Below are 14182 nucleotides of genomic sequence, written 5' to 3'. Positions count from 1 at the left end.
TCCAGTCAACGTCACTCGCCCTATATTTTTATCATATAATCAGATACTTATAAAAATGGTTCTATATTACCTATGAAATTTTCAAGCATTCGGAATGGAGTAAGTAGAGGTCACGTGGGCGATCGGATCGGGCGATGTGCCCGACAGCAGCGTCACTTCGCCGACCGCCAGCCGCCTGCCGAGCTTGAGAAGCCGAGCGGCGGCAAGCACGTCCTGACCCGGGCGTCCCCTGCGCAGGAAATTGATGTTGAGATTGGCGGTCACGGCAAGGCCGACCGGGCCGATCCGCGACAAAAGCACCACGTACATGGCGAAATCGGCCAGCGCCATCAGCGTCGGCCCGGAGACGGTGCCGCCCGGACGCAGCATGCGTTCGCTATAGCGCTGGCGCAGCAGGGACGTCTCGCCGTCGGCGCTTTCGATGGCGATATCGTTGTCCCTGAATGCCTGGGGGAACTCGGCGTGGAGAAACGCCTCGAGTTCGGCCACGCTCATTTTCGCAGTCGCCATGTGATCCTGCCCTGCTCACGCCCGGTGGTGCCTGTTACATGAGGAAGAGGTTTTGCCCAAACGCATAATTCCAAGCGGACAAATTCGATGACAATCAGGCTCGCGATCCGGTATGGCGGCGCGCGAGCCCTTCGCGAGCGAACCCGGAATCTATAAAACGCTGCCGGGCACATGGATGCGAGGTCTGCGCGGCAAGGACCGCGCACCCCGGGATGACGACGGGGGCTAAAACGACCCGCGAATTCAACGATCCGGACTTGAAAATGAATCACGACACCTACGACGACAGCTATATCCGCGGGATCCTGGACAGCGTGAAGACCATCGCGATGGTCGGCGCTTCGCCCGTCAACGTGCGGCCGAGCTACTTCGCGTTCAAGTACCTCGCCGAGCGCGGATACGACATGATCCCGGTCAATCCGGGCCATGTCGGCAAGAGCCTGGTCGGCAAGCCCTTCGTCGCATCGCTGACGGACATCGGCCGTCCGTTCGACATGCTCGATATCTTCCGCAGCTCCAGCCACATCATGCCGATCGTCGAGGAGGCGCTGACGCTGTCGCCGCTGCCGAAGGTGATCTGGATGCAGCTTGGCGCGCGCGACGACGCGGCGGCGGCCAAAGCCGAGGCCGCCGGCATCAAGGTGGTGATGAACCGCTGTCCGAAGATCGAATACGGCCGCCTGTCGTCGGAGATCTCGTGGATGGGCGTCAACTCCCGCACGCTGAGTTCGAAACGCGCGCCGATGCCCGTGCATGGCCAGCGGCTGTCGCTCAACCGCGTCAGCGTCGGCGGCGGCAGCACGCTGGCCGCCGACCGGGCCGCCAGGGACAGAAGCGAGCCGGCGTGAGCGCATAAGCGTCCCTTCAGCCTTGCCGCGCCGCAAGGCCGCAGGCGAAACCGGCAAAGTCTCCCGCCCCGCCTTGACGGCGGCGCATGATCCCATCAGCATCGAAAACGCTTTAGCGGAACGACCTCCGACCGAAACAGGACATGAGATGACCGATCGCATCCCCGGCTTTGCAACGCTTGCCGTCCACGCCGGCGCGCAGCCCGATCCGACTACCGGCGCGCGCACGACGCCGATCTATCAGACCACGTCGTTCGTGTTCAACGACGCCGACCACGCGGCATCGCTGTTCGGATTGCAGGCGTTCGGCAATATCTACACCCGCCTCGGCAATCCGACCAACGCGGTGCTGGAGGAGCGCGTCGCCGCGCTCGAAGGCGGCACCGCGGCGCTCGCGGTGGCCTCGGGACACGCCGCGCAGGTCGTCACGCTTCAGCAGCTCATGAAACCCGGCGACGAGGTCATCGCCTCGCGCAAGCTCTATGGCGGATCGATCAACCAGTTCACCCACGCCTTCAAGAGCTTCGGCTGGAACGTGGCATGGGCCGACCCCGACGAGATCGAATCCTTCGGACAAGCCGTCACGCCACGAACGCGGGCAATCTTCATCGAATCCATCGCCAACCCGCGGGGCTCGATCACCGATATCGAAGCCGTCGCCGCGGTCGCGCGCAAGGCCGGCGTTCCCCTGATCGTCGACAACACGATGGCGAGCCCTTATCTCATCCGGCCGATCGAGCACGGCGCCGATATCGTGCTTCACTCGCTCACGAAATTCCTCGGCGGCCACGGCAACTCGCTCGGCGGCATCATCGTCGACGCCGGCACGTTCGACTGGTCGAAGGACAACAAGTATCCGATGCTGAGCGAGCCGCGCCCGGAATATCACGGCATCCGGATGCAGGAGACGTTCGGCAACTTCTCATTCGCAATCGCCTGCCGCGTACTCGGCCTGCGCGACCTCGGCCCGGCGCTGTCGCCGTTCAACGCCTTCATGATCCTGACCGGCATCGAAACGCTGCCGCTGCGGATGCAGAGGCATTGCGAGAACGCCCAGGCGATCGCCGAATGGCTGGCCGCCCACCCGGCGGTCGCGGCCGTCAACTACGCGGGATTGCCGAGCGACAAGTACAACGCGCTCGCCCGCAAATATTCGCCGAAGGGCGCGGGCGCGGTGTTCACGTTCAGCCTGAAGGGCGGATACGACGCCGGCGTCAATCTGGTGTCGAAACTCCGGCTGTTCTCGCACCTCGCCAATATCGGCGATACCCGTTCGCTCGTGATCCATCCGGCCTCGACCACGCACAGCCAACTCGACGACGCGGCCAAGACGCGGGCCGGCGCCGGACCCGACATCGTCCGCCTGTCGATCGGCATCGAGGACAAGGAAGACCTGATGGCCGACCTCGATCAGGCGATGGCGTAGAGCAGGTTTGCTTTAGCCGGAATCAGCAGCCCGTCATGCCCGGCTTTGTCCCGGCCATGACGGAACAGGTGGTTTCATCAAAACGCAAACCGGCTCCAAGACACAAATGAAGGTCTAACGACCGCAGATACTATCTTGGGAGCGATCAAGATGGATACTAACGCGGCTGCCCTGCCCCGGGCGACCGCGCTTGGCCCATGACCGGCACTCGCCTCACCTCGGTCAGATAGTTGAGCGTCAGCGACACCCAGATGATGCCGTAGAGCAGCATGAAGCAACTCGAATTGAAGCCGAGCCAGTCCAGGATCGCGCCGAAGGTGATCGGCAGCAGGAAGCCGCCGAGGCCGCCCGCCATGCCGACGATGCCGGACACCGCGCCCATGCTGTCGGGGAAATCGTCGCCGATATATTTGAACGTCGAGGCCATGCCGCAGGCAAAGGCGATGCCGAGCGCGAAGAGGAGCATGGTGAAGAACCACGACGGCAGGGCGATGCGGAAACTCAGGGGATCGCGGATCGTGTGAATGATCAGGTCGGTCTTGGGATAGGACAGCAGGAACAGGCAGACCCAGGCCGCCCACAGCACCCACCACGTCACGTTATGAGCGCCGAAGCGGTCCGACAGCCAGCCACCGAAGGCGCGGAAGGCGCCGCCGGGCAGCGAGAAGCAGGCGGCCAGCAGCGAGGCCTGCGCGATGGTGAAGCCGTACTCGGTCTTGAAATATTGCGGCATCCAGATCGACAGCGCGGTGAAGCCGCCGAACACGATCGAGTAGTACTGGCAGTATTTCCAGACCCGCGGATTGCGCAGCACGGCCAGTTGTTGCCGCATCGACGACACCGGACCGCCGACGCCGGGATCGGGCCTGGACAACACCCAAAAAAGCAAGGCAGTGACCAGCAGCGCGACGGCATAGACCTTGGGCACCATCTGCCAGCCATAGGCCTCGATCAGCCACGGGGCGACGAACATGTTGAGCGCCGCGCCGATCGTGCCCGCGCCGAAGAAGCCCATCGCGAAACCGCGGCTCTCCTTGGGGAAAAAACGCGCGACATAGGGCGTGCCGACCGAAAACGATGCGCCGACGAGACCGAGCGCCAATCCGAGCAGCAGGAACTGCCAGAGCGCGGTCGCATGGGACGACAGCCAGAGCGGGATCGCGCAGCCGATCAACAACAGCAGCATGATGATCCGTCCGCCGAAGCGGTCGGTCCAGATGCCGAGCGGCAAGCGAAAGACCGCGCCGGTGAGAACCGGCGTCGCCGTGAGGAGACCGAATTCGGTGGAATCGAGCCCGAGCTGTTCGCGGATCGGAATGCCGATCACGCCGAACATCATCCAGACGGCAAAGCAGACGGTAAAAGCCCAGGTGGTGATGAGCAGGACGGACAGGCTGCCAGCTCTCGCCATTCGTTGCCCCGATATGGACGCCCTATCCGGCCGCCATGCGCAGTTGCTGGCGTTCCGCAGCCGTGTTGCCGGCCATCAGCCGCTCTGCCTGAACCACCGCAAGCGTCAGGACGAGGATCGCAACCCCCTGATGCACCAGCCCGAGCGCGATCGGAACCTGGTTCAGGAGAGTCAGGATTCCGAGCGTCGCCTGCAGCGTCATTGCGGCGGCCAGCCAGAGCGCGCCGCGAACGACGGCCGGGCTCGCGCGCGACGCCACCGCATCGATCGCGTGCAAAATCGCGATCGTAAACAGCGTATACGCCATCATGCGATGTTCGAACTGAACCGTGAGCGTATTGTCGAACAGGTTACGCCACCAAGGCTGTTCGAAAAACAGCCGCGCCGACGAGGGAATAAACGATCCGTCGATGTCGGGCCAGGTGTTGAAGACCTTCCCTGCGCGGAGCCCCGCCACCAGCGCCCCGAAATAGAGCTGCACGAACACAAGCACGACCAGAACGCCGCTGGTCACTCGCAATCGCATGGACGACAGCAACGGCGGACGATCCGACAATCGCCGCACGGTCCAGACGATCGCCGAGAAAATCAGCAAAGCCAGCACCAGATGCGTCGCGAGACGATACTGCGAAACCTCGACGCGCTTGGTGAGGCCGGATGCGACCATCCACCAGCCGACCGCGCCCTGAAGTCCGCCGAGGCCGAAGATGACCCAGAGCCGCCGCTTCAGATCCGACGGCAACATGCCGCGCCACATGAACCAGAGAAACGGCAGCAGGAAGGCCACGCCGATAAAGCGTCCCAGCAACCGATGGCTCCACTCCCACCAGAAGATGGTCTTGAACTGGTCGAGCGTCATGCCCGCGTTCATCTCGCTATATTGCGGGATCTTCTTGTAGCCCTCGAAGGCCTGGGACCACTCCTCGTGGCTAAGTGGCGGCAGGGTGCCCGTCACCGGCTTCCATTCGACGATCGAGAGACCGGATTCGGTCAGCCGGGTCGCTCCGCCGACCAGCACCATGGCCGCGATCAAAAGCGCCACCGTCACCAGCCACCAGCGCACGGCGCGCAGGCGGAACCCCTGTTGTGCTATCGGACGAGTCATCAAAATCCGCGTGTTGAATGCATTTTTCGTGCCCTTTATAGTCCACCGCAGCCTCGGCGCAAGCCTCGTCCCAGCCGCGAGTTGCATTTAAGCCATGCGGATCCGCACCCGAAAATTCCTCGGAACCATCGCCCTGCTGGTGCTGGTCGTCATCTGGTCGCTGCTCGGCATGACGGTTGCGCAGATGCCATGGCTCGCGGCCTCGGGGCTCCATCAGGCGATCTTCTACCCGGTCGTCGGGCTCGGCTGGGTGCTGCCGGCCATGCCGATCGTCAGTTGGATGGCGAAACCCGACGTCTAGTGCCTTTCCGCTTCTGATGAATCAGAAGCGGGCTCTATGATTTTGATTTGACGCGTTTTCTTGACGCGAACCGGTAGCGGCTTCGGTTGAAAACGCTTTAGTGCCGCACCGGGTCCGCCATATCGGACGAGGGCTGGGGCGGCGGATCTGAAACGGCTGGAGGCTCGTTCCGTTTCTTCTGGATTTCCCGCAGAATTATCAAGACAGGCAGAAGAAGGACGAGAAGAAGTCCGAAAACCACGATTCCGTAGAGGATCGCTTTCAGCGCCGACCAAACTCCCAGTATCAGGTACATCAGCGTCTTCAGGATAAGGAGCACCTCTCCGTACACCATCGACGGGTATCCCAGGGAGTACATGACCATCCCTGCCAGGATTGACAGGACCACTGCCGGCAACACGACCATCATCAGCCTGAGGCTTAATACGGAAAGTACCTCTTCCTTGATATCCGTCAGCATCTGCGCACGCCTCCAGCTACTCCACTGCCAGGAATCGTATCGTCGAGAGACACGCCATACAAGGGGGCGCCGCGGGGCGCTTCGTGGCGAGCACAGCGCCAATCCACTGTGCCTGACGTTTTTTTGACACGGCGCGACCCCTGCCATCTCCCGAGGCTGATCGCCCGGACGCGCACGAGGCTTCAACGCATCGTCGCAACGGCGCGATGCCGGGAGTCGCCTCCCGGCGACAGCGCATTCTCGGGATGAGGAATTAATCCCCAAAATGCCGCGCTCTCCACCGAAGTGAACAGCGCGGCAAGTCCTGGGGAACAAGTCCGGACTGGAGCCCGGGTTGTTACCGGCTTTCGCCGGTTACGGACGGCCTGCAAGGCCGAATCTCGAGACGTAATATATATACATATATACCGAAAAATCCAGAGGCCGCATAGCCGGATCGCGTGCAATGCAGGACATTTCGAGCACCGGTCGCCGGCGAGCGACGGCGTCCAGGCTCCGCCAGCGCAGGCGAGAGGCAAGGCCGGCGCCTCATGCCGCTCAATGTCATTAACCTTCGATTAACCAGAATCCGGCGACGCTTCCCTCAGGCTTGAATCCGCGTTTCTCGCCACTGCAGCCGGTGTCGGTGGTTGAGCGGCGTTCGAGGTTCCGGTTCTCTTGTTCTTTATCGCGGCTCAAATGCAGTCATTGCAGAGTGAGGTTTCGATGGCGGACAGCGACAGCACCATAGCCTGGCACCGCGCCCAGTTGAAAAAACATCGCGAAGCCTTGCGCGACATGGAGGTTCGTCGTTTTCGATTCGGCGAGACGGCGGAACCGCAAGCGCGCGCCAGGGTGCGGCAGACGGCGGCCGACTTGCGGCGCAAGATCACCGCCTCCGAACGCGTCATCGGCGCCTACGAGAAGCGCACCCGGCGTCCGCTGACGACGGACTATCGCAGCCTCGCCACCGTTCACTGGGGCAACTGGAACAGCGCGCCCTGCAACGGAGAGCCCGCGCGAGGCTGAACGACCGGCGGAAGGGATGCGGCCTGTCGACGGGTCCGCCCCCTATCTCCCTCGAGGTGAGCGGGGATCGCTCCGCATCTGCGGTAATTCCGTCCAATTGAAAGGGCTGTGAAAACAGCGCTCGAACGATTGTCCCTCGGCCTGCTCAGGCCGGCGTGGCTGACCGCGGCGAGCCCGCCCGATCGCAACGATGGAATCCAGTGCGGCGACATTCGTTGCGGAATTACGTATAAGCCTTTGAGACCGTTTATTCTCGGCTGACATGAACCTGCTCGAAACCCTTCCGACCGTGATTGGCGCGGCGGCCATCGCGCCGGCGCTCCTGTTGCTTTGGCTGGTGATCGCGGCGGACGAGCGTCCGGGACCGCCCGCGATGGTGTGGGCGGCGTTCGTGCTCGGCGCGGCCAGCGTATCGCTGCTCGGATTTACCCGAGCCCCGTTCGCGCCGCTGCTGAACATGACGGACCCGCCATGGCTTGCGTTGATCCTGCACGCGGTTTTCGGCATCGCCGCGCCCGAGGAACTGGTGAAGATCGCCGCGATCGTCGCGATCGCCGCGGTGCGCCGCAAGTCTGCCGATCCCATGGATGCCGTGGTATATGGCGCCGCCGCCGGGCTCGGCTTCGCGGCCTACGAAAACCTCGATTACCTGATGCAGCATGCCGACATCTGGCGCTCACTTGCCGTGCTGCGCAGCGTGCTCACGGTTCCCTTCCACGGCGCGCTGGGCATCATCGCCGGCGCATATATTGCGATCGCGCGTTCGGGCACCGCTCTCGGCGCGCATCGTCATGCCCGGGACTGGGCGCGCATCCGCAACCGCGTGGCGATCTTCGGAGTGCCGATCGCGCTGCATGCGAGTTTCGACGCGCCGCTGCTCGCGTTGCAGCAGAATCCCGAGCTGGACGGGTCAGGCGCGCTGGTGCTGGAGGCGACCGCCATGCTGGTCGGATTCGGCGCCATCCTGTTCGCAGGCTATCTGGTTCGTCGCGTCGGCGCGCACCACGCCCCGCGCAGCGAAACCTCGCGCGAACGGCTGCGCAACCTGCGCAGCATGTGGGCGCTGCTGCTCGCCGGCGGCGGCATGAGTTTTTTCGGAGCCGTCTTCATCCTGTCATCGATCCATCGCTGGATGACCAATGCCAACAAGCACGTCACCGTCTATCTCGTTCCGGTCGGAATTGTCGCGATCGTGATCGGGATCGGGCTCCTGATCATGACATCCGTCGTGTATGTGTTCGGGCGCAACCGCCTGCAAATGGCCGGGAAGAGCCCCGCCGATCCGGATTGAACAGGGCTTTGCTTCCGGGTGCGCCGATTGCAAGGAGGCTTGGCAGGGCGGGAAATGAAGCGAGTTTCACACTACAGCGGTTCTCATTGACGTGAAATCAATCCGCATTCCGGCGTCATGCGCGGGCGCGATCCGCGCATCCATCTTCTTTGAAGCATTGATGGATTGCCGGGTCGAGCCCGGCAATGACGGATAATTTTTGCCACTTTTCAAGCCTTCGCGCGTTAGACTACGCGCGAAGGATGAACGTTTCATGGAGCCCCGCCGATGACGACCCCTTCCCAAGATTTCGAACGCCTTCAGTTGAAAGTGAGCACCGCGGTTCGCGAGCATTGGAAGGCCTTCCTGTTCGAAGGCATCGCGCTGGTGATCCTCGGGCTGGCGGCGATCGTCGTGCCGCCGCTCGCGAGCCTCGCCGTCACGATCTTCCTTGGCTGGCTCTTTTTCGCCGGCGGCATCGTCGGACTCGCCGCCACCTTCTGGGCGCGGCGCATGCCCGGATTCTGGTGGTCGCTGCTCTCGGCCGTGTTGGCGCTGGTCGCCGCCTTCGTGCTGCTCATGCGGCCCGCCCAGGGCGTGCTGACGCTGACCATCGTGGTCGGCGCCTACTTTCTCGCCGAGGGCGCCGTCTCGATCATGTATGCCCTGGAACACCGTCGCGAACTGTCGCAGCGGTGGGGCTGGATGCTGATCGCGGGAGTGATGGACATCATCATCGCCGGCATCATCATCGCCGGGCTGCCGGGATCGGCGGCCTGGGCCCTGGGGCTGCTGGTCGGCCTCAACCTGATTTTCGGCGGCGCCTCGCTGATCGGCATGGCGTTCGCGGCCCACAGCAAGGATTAGAACCTTCAGCAACCCCGGCAGATGCTCTTGATTTTGCGGTCAAGAGCCGCATCCGCCGGGTCGGGCTTCATCGGCCTCTCGGCGTCCCTGGTTTCCGGCGGGAGGTCGCTCAGGCGCGGTTGACGGTGACCGACCGGTGCGTCGACGTAAGGCGACGGCTGGGTGGCGGCGGGATCGTACGGTCCGCCTTTCGTTCCGTGTTGCGCCAGCGCCGCGGGCACGCCGATCAAAGCCATAGAAACCGCGATCGCAAAGATCTTGCTCATTTCGCTGCTCCAACGTCCGCTCCTGGTATCCAGAAACGTTCCGAAATCTTCGACGTTCCGCGATTTGCGCAAAACGCTTCCAACCCGGCCCGTCTAAGGTTTCGGCGGATAGAGGTGAATGCCTCCGCAATAGTCGACGATACGATACCTCGATTCCGGCGGATGTTCACCTTCTCCCGAGGTTAAATCTGCGCGCGACATATAGTCCGGCCCAACCGGCGACTTGCCGTATCCGCCCGGAATATCGAGCACGTAATCCGGCTGGCACAGTCCGGACACGCGGCCACGCAGCGCGCGCATCAAGGCCCGACCCTTTTCAAGCGTGGTCCGCAGATGCGCCGTGCCCGGCGCGAGATCGCCGTGATGCAGATAGTAGGGCTTGATGCGGCATTCGATGAAGGCGCGCATCAACGCCTCCAGCGTCGCGGCGTCGTCGTTGACGCCGCGCAGCAGCACCGACTGGCTGACCATGGGAATCCCGGCCTCGACGATCCGCGCGCAGGCCGACCGCGCCGCGGCGGTCAATTCGCGAGGATGATTGGCGTGCAGCGCCAGCCAGGTGGTGGCGCCCGCGACTTTCAGGGCCGCCGCCATCTCACCGGTGACGCGCGCGGGGTCGGCCACCGGCACGCGGGTATGGATGCGTATAATCCTGACATGCTCGATCGCGGCAAGCTCGGCCATGATCTCGGCCAGCCGCCGCGGCGACAGCATCAAGGGATCGCCACCGGTAAGGATCACTTCCCAGATTTGCGGATGCGAGCGGACGTAGTCGAGCGCGGCCGAGGTCGCCGATTTCGACAGCGCGGTGTCCTTGGCGGGGCCGACCATTTCGCGGCGGAAGCAGAACCGGCAATAGACCGCGCAGACATGGACGAGCTTGAGCAGCACCCGGTCCGGATAGCGGTGGACGACGCCGTCCACCGGCGAATGGGCACGATCGCCGATCGGGTCGGCGCGCTCGCTCGCTTGCGCCACGAGTTCATCGGCGCTCGGGACGTACTGCCGCGCGATCGGATCGTCGGGATCGGCCGGATCGATCAGGCCGGCGACGTGCGGCGTGATCGCGATGGCATAGCGCGCGGCGACCTTCGCGAGATCGGGCAATGCCGCAGCCGGCGCGAGGCCATGGGCGACGAGATCCTCCGGCCGCCGCAATGTCGAAACCACGCTCTTGCCGTGCCCTCCGCTCATGCATCCTCCGCCGGCGGCGTCCACACCACCTGATCGATCCTTGAGGCTCCGCTCGCCAGCATCACCAGCCGGTCGAAGCCAAGCGCCACCCCGCCCGCTTCCGGCATTTGAGCGACCGCCGCGAGAAAATCCTCGTCCAGCGGATAGCGTTCGCCGTAGCGGCTCTGCTTCTCGTCCATCGCGCGGGTGAAACGGATGCGCTGTTCGGCGGCGTCGGTCAATTCGCCAAATCCGTTGGCAAGTTCGACGCCGCAGGCATAGACCTCGAAACGCTCGGCGACGCGGCTGTCGGCCGGATTGACCCGCGCCAGCGCGGCTTCCGGCGCGGGATATTCGAACAGGATCGTCAGCCGCCCCTGCCCGAGATGGGGCTCGACATGCTCGACCAGCACCTTGCTGAAAATGTCCGACCAGGTGTCGTCGGCGGCGATCCGCACCTTGCCCTGCGCCGCCGCCGCCAGCGCCGCGCGATCGCCCTCGCCGCCGGCGATGGTTTTCAGGAGGTCGATCCCGGCGAAGCGATCGAACGCGGCGGCGACGGTCAGCCGCTCCGGCTCCGCCAGCGGATCGGCGTGACGGCCGCGAAACGAGAACGTGCCGATGCCCGTCGTCTTGGCCGCGCGGGCGATGACAGCGATGCAATCGGCCATGACGATGTCGTAGGCGCAGCCCGCGCGGTACCACTCCAGCATGGTGAATTCAGCAAGATGCAGGTCGCCGCGCTCGCGGTCGCGAAATACTTTCGCGAATTCGACGATCTTCCGTTCGCCGGCCGCCAGCAGCTTCTTGCAGGCGAATTCAGGAGAGGTGCGCAGGTAGCGCGTGACCTGCTCGCCGCCCGGCGACGTCAGCGCGGTGCGGGGCGCGTGAAGATGGGTTTCGTTGCCCGGGGACACCTGCAAAATGCCGGTTTCGACCTCGACGAACCCTTGTGCGTCGAACCAGGCCCGCAGCGCCTTGGTCACGGCACCGCGCGCTTGCAGGAACGGCCGCCGGTCCGCGTGCCTGGCCTGGTCCCACCAGGGTGAAATCCGATTCATCCATCCTCAGCAATCGACCGGAATCGGCCCCAAACCACTGGCGCCGTCGGGCCAAATCAGTATGTTGCGGCCCGAAACCGCCTCAACGGCCGCAGGACGTCCCCGTCCGGACCGGTCTCGAGCCCGAACCTTAGGAAATCCAGCCTTGAGAGTCATCGCCAGTTCTATTCGCAAGGGCAACGTCATCGAGCAAGACGGCAAGCTGTACGTGGTCCTGACCGCGGAAAACATCCACCCCGGCAAGGGAACGCCGGTCAGCCAGATCGAGATGCGGCGGATCAGCGATGGCGTGAAGATTTCCGAGCGCTACAAGACCACCGACCAGGTCGAGCGCGCCACCATCGAGGACCACAACTTCACCTACCTCTACGAAGACGCCGACGGCTTCCACTTCATGAATGCGGAAACTTACGATCAGGTTCAGGTGCCAAAGGACGTCGTCGGCAACGCCGCGCCGTACCTGCAGGAAAACATGGTGGTGAAACTGTCCCTGCACGACATGGTGCCGGTGGCGATCACGCTGCCGCAGCGGGTGACGCTCGAAGTGGTCGAGACCGAGCCGGTCACGAAGGGGCAGACCGCCTCCTCGTCTTACAAGCCCGCGGTGCTGTCCAACGGCGTCCGCACCGGCGTGCCGCCCCATGTCGGCGTCGGCACCCGCATCGTGGTGATGACGGAAGACGGCTCCTACGTCGAGCGCGCCAAGGACTAGAAAACAGGCGACGGGAAGCGGGGCACGGATGTGAGACTGACGGTTCGCGGCAGCAGTCCTCTCCGGCGCGCAAGGCGTGCTGCCGCGGCGTGGCTGCTGTTCGCAATCATGACCGGCGGTGCCGCGGCCGACGACTTCAGGACGCCGGGCATTTCGATCGCCCGGGTGGAATGGCGCACCGTTCTCGACGAACTCAAGTCCGAGATCCGGGCTTCGCCGGATATCGCCGCCCGGTTCACCTTCAATGCCCTGCGCCGCCTGCCGCCATCCGATCCGCGCACCATGCCGGCGCTGATGCAGCTCAATGCGGTGACGCTGCCGCTTTTTGCGAGCATCAATCAGAGTCCGGTGCCGGTGCTGCTGCCGTTCGATGCCGGGCGGTATCTCAGCGAGCGCTCAACCGGCGCACCGGCGGGCCTGTCGCTCGCGCACGATCAGGACGGATTCGAGCGGCAAATGTTCTCTGCCGGTCCGGCCGGCTACGACGCGAAGTTCGCGCTGGCGCCCGGCGCGGCCGAGGGCATGCCGCGACTGACCTACAAAAGACCCGTCGAGGTCCAGATCACAGGCTCGATCCTCACCTACGACATCGACGATCCGTCCGGAGGAAAAGGCGAGCGCGTGAGCGCGCTGGCGGCGCAGTTTCCGGATCTCCGTCGCATCGTTCGCGAAGGTTACGTGCGCTATGCTTTCACGCGGTTCGGCGTTCCCTATGTGGTTTCGATCCATTGCCTCGACAGCACGCCGCGCGCGAACCGGCTGGCGTGCCGCGAGGCGTCGGTCGTGGCCGAGCGATTTCTGAAAGCGTTGCGCATCGCAGGCGGGCGGCCGTCGCAATCCCGCATGAATATCGCGCCCGGCGTGATGCCGCGCCCAGCGACGTCCTCCTCCGATTTCACCTACCGGCCGCCGGGCGACATCATTGCGAACAGCGGCTATCGCGGTCAGGACGGTCGAGCAGACACAACCGTCTACGCGCAGATCCGCTTTCCGCTCAAAAGCGCGCCGGCTTACGCGAACTCGCCATCGTTCCTGAACAGGAGCAACTGCTTCCACCGCGGCAAAGGCGATCGCTATCGTTGCAAGTCGAGCAACAAGCCACGGGCGTTCGACGAGTCGGCCGCTGAGAACTACTCCTATCCGTGGCAGGACAATTTCTGCGAGGCCCGCGACTTCGACGTCGGTCAGTGCCCGGCGGGGTTCGGGCATCAGGGACAGGACCTGCGCCCGGCCACATGCACGCTCCGCAACGAGGGCGCCGGTCGCTGCATCCCCAACCGCCATGCGGTCGTGGCCGTGCGCGACGGCGTCATCATCCGTTCACCGAGACAGCAGGGCTTGACACTGCTGGTCAACACCCGCAACGAACACGTGCGCTTTCGCTACATGCACATGAATCCGGCGCAACTGGATAAAAGCGGCATGCTCGACGATCGCCGCGTGAGCGAAGGTGAAAAGATCGGTGTGGTATCGAACGACATGGATCACCCCGGCGACACCACCGCGCACCTGCGTTTCGACGTGCAGGTGTTCACGCGCGACGGCTGGCTGTTGGTCAACCCCTACGTCACGCTGATCTCGGCCTACGAGCGCCTGATCGGCGGCCGCGGCCGCGAGATCGCCACTGAGGCCAAAGCCGGTCCGCCGCCCGCGAAGCCGCGGGATCCCGTTCATCCCGAGAAGCCCGCCGAGGGCGAGGACGATTGAGGAAACCGGAGTTCCCGCGACGCAATGAACCTTTGCCGCCGGACGCTTCCCTCCGTT

At 64.0% G+C, this 14182-nt stretch carries 15 protein-coding genes; 8 read left to right on the top strand and 7 right to left on the bottom strand.

Annotation, left to right across the window (positions count from 1 at the left end; all coding sequences use genetic code 11):
- Positions 1 to 81 precede the first annotated feature (81 nt).
- Positions 82 to 510, bottom strand: a complete 429-nt coding sequence (locus ACMDCM_RS05365) for a PaaI family thioesterase (RefSeq protein ID WP_412772603.1) — start codon at positions 508 to 510, stop codon at positions 82 to 84.
- Between the two features lie 263 nt (positions 511 to 773).
- Between ACMDCM_RS05365 and ACMDCM_RS05360 the strand changes: the two genes are divergently transcribed.
- Together ACMDCM_RS05360 and ACMDCM_RS05355 are read left to right on the top strand one after the other, a co-directional pair.
- Positions 774 to 1358, top strand: a complete 585-nt coding sequence (locus ACMDCM_RS05360) for a CoA-binding protein (protein ID WP_412772602.1) — start codon at positions 774 to 776, stop codon at positions 1356 to 1358.
- Positions 1359 to 1506: 148 nt separating this feature from the next.
- The gene (locus tag ACMDCM_RS05355) at positions 1507 to 2784 is read left to right on the top strand and encodes an O-acetylhomoserine aminocarboxypropyltransferase (protein WP_412772601.1); all 1278 of its coding nucleotides are present in this window, start codon (positions 1507 to 1509) and stop codon (positions 2782 to 2784) included.
- Between the two features lie 157 nt (positions 2785 to 2941).
- On the opposite strand, the gene ACMDCM_RS05350 is transcribed toward ACMDCM_RS05355, so the two are convergent.
- Both ACMDCM_RS05350 and ACMDCM_RS05345 read right to left on the bottom strand, forming a co-directional pair.
- Positions 2942 to 4195 carry an MFS transporter gene (locus tag ACMDCM_RS05350; RefSeq protein ID WP_412772600.1) on the bottom strand — a complete coding sequence of 418 codons (1254 nt, stop codon included), beginning with the start codon at positions 4193 to 4195 and terminating at the stop codon, positions 2942 to 2944.
- A gap of 22 nt (positions 4196 to 4217) precedes the next feature.
- On the bottom strand, positions 4218 to 5300 hold the full coding sequence (locus tag ACMDCM_RS05345) for a COX15/CtaA family protein (protein ID WP_412772599.1): 1083 nt from the start codon (positions 5298 to 5300) through the stop codon (positions 4218 to 4220).
- A 94-nt stretch (positions 5301 to 5394) separates the two neighbouring features.
- On the opposite strand from ACMDCM_RS05345, the gene ACMDCM_RS05340 reads away from it, so the two are divergent.
- Positions 5395 to 5601 carry a DUF2842 domain-containing protein gene (locus ACMDCM_RS05340; RefSeq protein WP_412772598.1) on the top strand — a complete coding sequence of 69 codons (207 nt, stop codon included), beginning with the start codon at positions 5395 to 5397 and terminating at the stop codon, positions 5599 to 5601.
- Positions 5602 to 5698: 97 nt separating this feature from the next.
- On the opposite strand, the gene ACMDCM_RS05335 is transcribed toward ACMDCM_RS05340, so the two are convergent.
- Positions 5699 to 6061, bottom strand: a complete 363-nt coding sequence (locus tag ACMDCM_RS05335; protein ID WP_412772597.1) for a hypothetical protein — start codon at positions 6059 to 6061, stop codon at positions 5699 to 5701.
- A 705-nt stretch (positions 6062 to 6766) separates the two neighbouring features.
- Here ACMDCM_RS05335 and ACMDCM_RS05330 point away from each other — a divergent pair.
- The 3 genes from ACMDCM_RS05330 (at position 6767) to ACMDCM_RS05320 (ending at position 9206) form a co-directional block, all read left to right on the top strand.
- On the top strand, positions 6767 to 7069 hold the full coding sequence (locus ACMDCM_RS05330) for a hypothetical protein (RefSeq protein WP_412772596.1): 303 nt from the start codon (positions 6767 to 6769) through the stop codon (positions 7067 to 7069).
- A gap of 262 nt (positions 7070 to 7331) precedes the next feature.
- Positions 7332 to 8360: a PrsW family glutamic-type intramembrane protease gene (locus ACMDCM_RS05325; protein ID WP_412772595.1), complete on the top strand. Its 1029-nt coding sequence runs from the start codon at positions 7332 to 7334 to the stop codon at positions 8358 to 8360.
- Positions 8361 to 8627: 267 nt separating this feature from the next.
- Positions 8628 to 9206, top strand: coding sequence for an HdeD family acid-resistance protein (locus tag ACMDCM_RS05320; protein ID WP_412772594.1), 579 nt, complete (start codon positions 8628 to 8630; stop codon positions 9204 to 9206).
- A 5-nt stretch (positions 9207 to 9211) separates the two neighbouring features.
- Here ACMDCM_RS05320 and ACMDCM_RS05315 read toward each other — a convergent pair whose 3' ends face one another.
- From ACMDCM_RS05315 to epmA, 3 genes are all read right to left on the bottom strand, one after another.
- On the bottom strand, positions 9212 to 9472 hold the full coding sequence (locus ACMDCM_RS05315; RefSeq protein ID WP_412772593.1) for a hypothetical protein: 261 nt from the start codon (positions 9470 to 9472) through the stop codon (positions 9212 to 9214).
- Between the two features lie 93 nt (positions 9473 to 9565).
- Positions 9566 to 10666 carry a lysine-2,3-aminomutase-like protein gene (locus ACMDCM_RS05310; protein WP_412772592.1) on the bottom strand — a complete coding sequence of 367 codons (1101 nt, stop codon included), beginning with the start codon at positions 10664 to 10666 and terminating at the stop codon, positions 9566 to 9568.
- Entirely contained in the window at positions 10663 to 11706 is a 1044-nt protein-coding gene (gene epmA, locus ACMDCM_RS05305) for an EF-P lysine aminoacylase EpmA (protein WP_412772591.1), read from the bottom strand. Before epmA ends, ACMDCM_RS05310 begins: the two co-directional genes overlap by 4 nt.
- Positions 11707 to 11851: 145 nt before the next feature.
- On the opposite strand from epmA, the gene efp reads away from it, so the two are divergent.
- Positions 11852 to 12418, top strand: coding sequence for an elongation factor P (efp, locus tag ACMDCM_RS05300; protein ID WP_412772590.1), 567 nt, complete (start codon positions 11852 to 11854; stop codon positions 12416 to 12418).
- A 30-nt stretch (positions 12419 to 12448) separates the two neighbouring features.
- Positions 12449 to 14125, top strand: coding sequence for a M23 family peptidase (locus tag ACMDCM_RS05295; protein ID WP_412772589.1), 1677 nt, complete (start codon positions 12449 to 12451; stop codon positions 14123 to 14125).
- The last annotated feature ends 57 nt before the right edge of the window (positions 14126 to 14182 follow it).

Source organism: Nitrobacter sp. (assembly GCF_047149785.1).
Taxonomy (GTDB): domain Bacteria; phylum Pseudomonadota; class Alphaproteobacteria; order Rhizobiales; family Xanthobacteraceae; genus Nitrobacter.
Note: the sequence above shows the minus strand (reverse complement) of the source record. Positions and strands in the feature narration are given on the sequence as shown.

Bases quoted from the DNA above. Each gene is read 5' to 3' on its own strand.
- ACMDCM_RS05335 (WP_412772597.1), bottom strand. From the start codon at position 6,061: ATGCTGACGGATATCAAGGAAGAGGTACTTTCCGTATTAAGCCTCAGG.
- ACMDCM_RS05325 (WP_412772595.1), top strand. From the start codon at position 7,332: ATGAACCTGCTCGAAACCCTTCCGACCGTGATTGGCGCGGCGGCCATC.
- ACMDCM_RS05320 (WP_412772594.1), top strand. From the start codon at position 8,628: ATGACGACCCCTTCCCAAGATTTCGAACGCCTTCAGTTGAAAGTGAGC.
- ACMDCM_RS05350 (WP_412772600.1), bottom strand. From the start codon at position 4,195: ATGGCGAGAGCTGGCAGCCTGTCCGTCCTGCTCATCACCACCTGGGCT.
- ACMDCM_RS05345 (WP_412772599.1), bottom strand. From the start codon at position 5,300: ATGACTCGTCCGATAGCACAACAGGGGTTCCGCCTGCGCGCCGTGCGC.
- ACMDCM_RS05330 (WP_412772596.1), top strand. From the start codon at position 6,767: ATGGCGGACAGCGACAGCACCATAGCCTGGCACCGCGCCCAGTTGAAA.
- ACMDCM_RS05360 (WP_412772602.1), top strand. From the start codon at position 774: ATGAATCACGACACCTACGACGACAGCTATATCCGCGGGATCCTGGAC.
- ACMDCM_RS05365 (WP_412772603.1), bottom strand. From the start codon at position 510: ATGGCGACTGCGAAAATGAGCGTGGCCGAACTCGAGGCGTTTCTCCAC.
- ACMDCM_RS05355 (WP_412772601.1), top strand. From the start codon at position 1,507: ATGACCGATCGCATCCCCGGCTTTGCAACGCTTGCCGTCCACGCCGGC.
- ACMDCM_RS05315 (WP_412772593.1), bottom strand. From the start codon at position 9,472: ATGAGCAAGATCTTTGCGATCGCGGTTTCTATGGCTTTGATCGGCGTG.
- ACMDCM_RS05310 (WP_412772592.1), bottom strand. From the start codon at position 10,666: ATGAGCGGAGGGCACGGCAAGAGCGTGGTTTCGACATTGCGGCGGCCG.
- ACMDCM_RS05340 (WP_412772598.1), top strand. From the start codon at position 5,395: ATGCGGATCCGCACCCGAAAATTCCTCGGAACCATCGCCCTGCTGGTG.
- epmA (WP_412772591.1), bottom strand. From the start codon at position 11,706: ATGAATCGGATTTCACCCTGGTGGGACCAGGCCAGGCACGCGGACCGG.